General features: G+C 68.6%; 6 protein-coding genes. 2 read left to right on the top strand and 4 right to left on the bottom strand.

The window, feature by feature from the left end; all coding sequences use genetic code 11:
* Positions 1-531: YdcF family protein (locus tag MJ783_RS01520; RefSeq protein ID WP_239308087.1), on the bottom strand; the 531-nt coding region annotated here is incomplete at its 3' end.
* Positions 528-800, bottom strand: a complete 273-nt coding sequence (locus MJ783_RS01515) for a hypothetical protein (RefSeq protein WP_239308086.1) — start codon at positions 798-800, stop codon at positions 528-530. The genes MJ783_RS01515 and MJ783_RS01520, both read right to left, overlap by 4 nt.
* 493 nt (positions 801-1,293) lie before the next feature.
* Here MJ783_RS01515 and MJ783_RS01510 point away from each other — a divergent pair, with 493 nt between their 5' ends.
* Positions 1,294-1,452: a hypothetical protein gene (locus MJ783_RS01510; RefSeq protein WP_239308085.1), complete on the top strand. Its 159-nt coding sequence runs from the start codon at positions 1,294-1,296 to the stop codon at positions 1,450-1,452.
* A gap of 76 nt (positions 1,453-1,528) precedes the next feature.
* Here MJ783_RS01510 and MJ783_RS01505 read toward each other — a convergent pair whose 3' ends face one another.
* Together MJ783_RS01505 and MJ783_RS01500 are read right to left on the bottom strand one after the other, a co-directional pair.
* Positions 1,529-2,134 carry an ATP-binding protein gene (locus tag MJ783_RS01505; RefSeq protein ID WP_239308084.1) on the bottom strand — a complete coding sequence of 202 codons (606 nt, stop codon included), beginning with the start codon at positions 2,132-2,134 and terminating at the stop codon, positions 1,529-1,531.
* 49 nt (positions 2,135-2,183) lie between these two features.
* Positions 2,184-2,474, bottom strand: coding sequence for a hypothetical protein (locus MJ783_RS01500; protein ID WP_239308083.1), 291 nt, complete (start codon positions 2,472-2,474; stop codon positions 2,184-2,186).
* Between the two features lie 210 nt (positions 2,475-2,684).
* Here MJ783_RS01500 and MJ783_RS01495 point away from each other — a divergent pair.
* The coding region (locus MJ783_RS01495) for a helix-turn-helix transcriptional regulator (RefSeq protein ID WP_239308082.1) at positions 2,685-3,294 on the top strand (610 nt) is incomplete at its 3' end.

Genomic DNA, 3,294 nt, shown 5'->3' with positions numbered 1-3,294 from the left:
CATGTCGATGACCATCTTGTCGTCACCGATGCTCTTGAGGTAGTCGTCGAACACCAGCGGCTGCGACGCGCAGATCACCTCGACCTCGGGCCATAGCTTGCGGGCGGTGGCGAAGGAGCGCCGCTCCATATACGGCATGGAGACCAGCAGCACCCAGGCTGGGGCAATGCCTGCCGCGGCCAGGACCTGCCGGGAGAACGTGATGTTCTCACCGGTGTTGCGGGCCTTGGTCTCCAGCAGGATCGCGGTGTCGGGGACGCCGAGGTCGAGGGCATGCTCCCGGAAGTGGACGGCCTCACCGCGGGGGAACCGCTCCGGTGCGGTGGGGTTGGGGCCGCCGGTGAACACCAGGGTCGAAAACAGCCCGGCGCGATACAGCTCGGCGCAGAACACCGGCACCCCCAGGTCGTGGCTGCCCAAGCCGATCGCGACATCGACCGGCCGCACGTCGTGGTGCATCCGGTGGTAGTCCCAGATCAGGGTGGCCTGGTGCCGCGCCTCGTCGGTGATGGCTGGCTGGTTGTCCGTCACGCGCTCGTCTCCCTGGTCACCGCCGGGGGCCGGATGCCCCCTCGCTCACGGGCCTTGATGCCCTCGATGCTGCGCAGCTGGTGGCTCAGCCCGTAGCGCGCGGCCATCGTCGCGGCGCGGTCGAGGAGGGCCCGCCCATCATCCCGGGTGGCCGGGTCGGACAGCAGGATGTGGCCGTGGGCAGTGTCCAGACGGACCCGCTGTAGCGGCGAGTCGGCCGCCCCGCCGCCGCGGGCGATGCTGATGAAGTGCACCGCCTTGCTCAGCATATGTACCGCGCGAGGTCGGACTGGTCTCGTTCCAACTTTGAAGTCGGAACGGCCAGTCAGCAAGATTTAATACTTTCAGCCCATTTATGCCAGCCACACTGATGGCCTGTTTGGGTGATGCGAGTAGGAAATATGAACCAGATGATCGCTGTCGTGCTTGGGACTCGGCGCATCGTGGCCGCCGAGGATCCGCGGAGACACTGAGGCCGGCCAGGTTTCGCCCTGGGCTGCCGGCGTTCTCTTCGCCCCGCGAACCCGGCCCTCGGACCTCCAGGTCCACCAGTGGCCAGGACGAGGTGTTCGTCTGTACGACCGGCAAAGGTTGCACCGAGGCACTGGATCGAACCGCTGGGAGCGCGCGGAGTGGCACCGTCCGTGCAGCCGAGATCATCGCTTTTCGCTCTCCGTATAAGCCGCAGGTGCATGTGTCCACGGAGCTGGCGCCCATGGAGTCGATCACAAGCCTGTCTGCGGGCCGCAGGCAGGCGCGGTCGTGGACGTCGAGCAGGCTGTGCACGTCTGTCCCGTAGGTGGCCGCGAGCAGCGCGAGAACCTGCGGGGTGAGCCGCCGCCGTTCGGCCGGGTGGGGCCAGCGCTCCAACTCGCAACGGTAGCGGCGGATGAACTCGCCCGCGATCTCCGCGGAGGTTGACCCCGCGTCCAGCATACGATCGCGTAGATCCTTCTGTTCTGCCTTCAGGCTGGCTTTCCTCATGGCCGACCCCCGGTCAGGTTCTGACACTGACGCGGTGTGCGACAGATTCGGGTGGACGGGGGCGGTGCCAGGGGTCAAGTCCACACAGCGCATCGGCGACCCGCCGCAGGGTTTCCGAGTCGGTGCGGTAGACGACCGGCCCCGTGGGCTCCGGCCCGACGATCGCTGTTCGGGTCGGCATCGCTGCAACCGTGGCCGTTGGTTCTGGCACCAGGCCGCCAGGAATCTCCGCCCACACGACCTTGCCTCGGGTCTTGGCGCGGTACCAGGACCATCGGCTGCTCAGCGCGCCGACCATGAGCAGGCCTCGGCCGCCCTCGCTGTCGGTGTCCGGGTCGGTGATGCGGGGGCCGGCGTCGTTGTCGTCCCACACCTCGATCAGGACGGTCCCGCTGGTCGCGGTGAGCCTTACGGCCACGACGTCGTCCGGGTGGCTTGCCTCCGCGCCGTTCGAGGCCAGCTCGCATACGACTACCTCAGCGACGCTGACGGCGTCCGGGTCGACGGACCACAGGGTGAGCGTGTCAACGGTGCTCCTGCGCACCTGGGGGACGGCGACGATCGTGGGCGGGAAATGCGCCACCGCAACCCGGATCGCGGACGAGGAGCCGCCGGTCATGCCGATCCCCACGCGGCGCCACGCGTGCGGCGGCCGGTGATCGTAGTGCTCATCCGCGTGCGGGCCGCGCGGGCAGGCAATGCGGCGGAGCGCCCGCACCCCGTGTGAGGCCGGGCAGGTCGCAGCCCGGGAGGACTGCGAACTCGACCCACACCACCAGCTCACACCGCGCCGGCGACAGGCGGCTGACCTTCGCCACCCGGTCATCCACAGTCAGGGGTAGGCAAGTCAGCGCCTGCCGCAGGCGCCGGTGCGCCCACTCGTGGGCGGCGTCGAAGTCACCGAACGCGCCCAGCGGTCGTCCCTCCGCGTCCCACACCACGTACCGGTGTTCCTCCATGGCCCTGCCCCCTTGCCCTTGCCGACCGGAAATCGATCTCCTGGCGTGCCCTTCGTTCCACGCCCCAGCGCCGTCATGGGCGGCGCCGGTGGTATTGGCAGAATGCACCTATGGAACTCTCATACGCAAGTACGTATGACGGATACGTGAGTCAGGGTTGATCGGCCCGAGGCAGGGGCTGGCAGACTGCTACCGGGAGAAGGGAGGGCGATGCCGAGCACACCAGGCCCTACCGTGCGGCGCCGGCGCCTGGGCGCGGAGCTGCGCCGCCTGCGGGAGGCCAAGGAGCTGACCGTCGACCAGGCCGGGGAACACATCCATCGCAGCGGGCCGACGATCAGCCGGATGGAGACCGGCCAGTTCCGGTTCGTCCTGCGTAACGTCTCGGACCTGCTCGATCTCTACGGCGTCACCGACGCCGAGCAGCGCCAAGCCCTGCTGGCACTGGTGAAGGAGAACCGCAGGCCCGCCTGGTGGCACTCCTACGGTGATCTCGTGCCCCGCTGGTTCCAGGTCTACATCGGCCTGGAAGCCGAGGCCTCCACGATCGCGACGTTCGAGAGCCTGCTCGTCCCCGGCCTGCTCCAGACCGAGGACTACGCACGCGCGGTCATCCGCGCCGCCTCCCCGGAGCTACCCGCCCACAAAGTCGACCGGGCCGTGGAGCTCCGGATGAACCGGCAGAAGATCCTCACCGGAGACCAGCCCGTGCAGCTGTGGGCGATCATCGACGAGGCCGTGATCCGCCGCCACGTCGGAAGCCCCACCATCATGGCCCGGCAACTCGACCGGCTGATCGAGGCAGCCGAGCAACCCGCGG

Source organism: Protofrankia sp. Cj3, from assembly GCF_917627355.1.
Taxonomy (GTDB): Bacteria; Actinomycetota; Actinomycetes; order Frankiales; family Frankiaceae; genus Protofrankia.
This window is presented reverse-complemented; position numbering and strand designations above follow the sequence as displayed.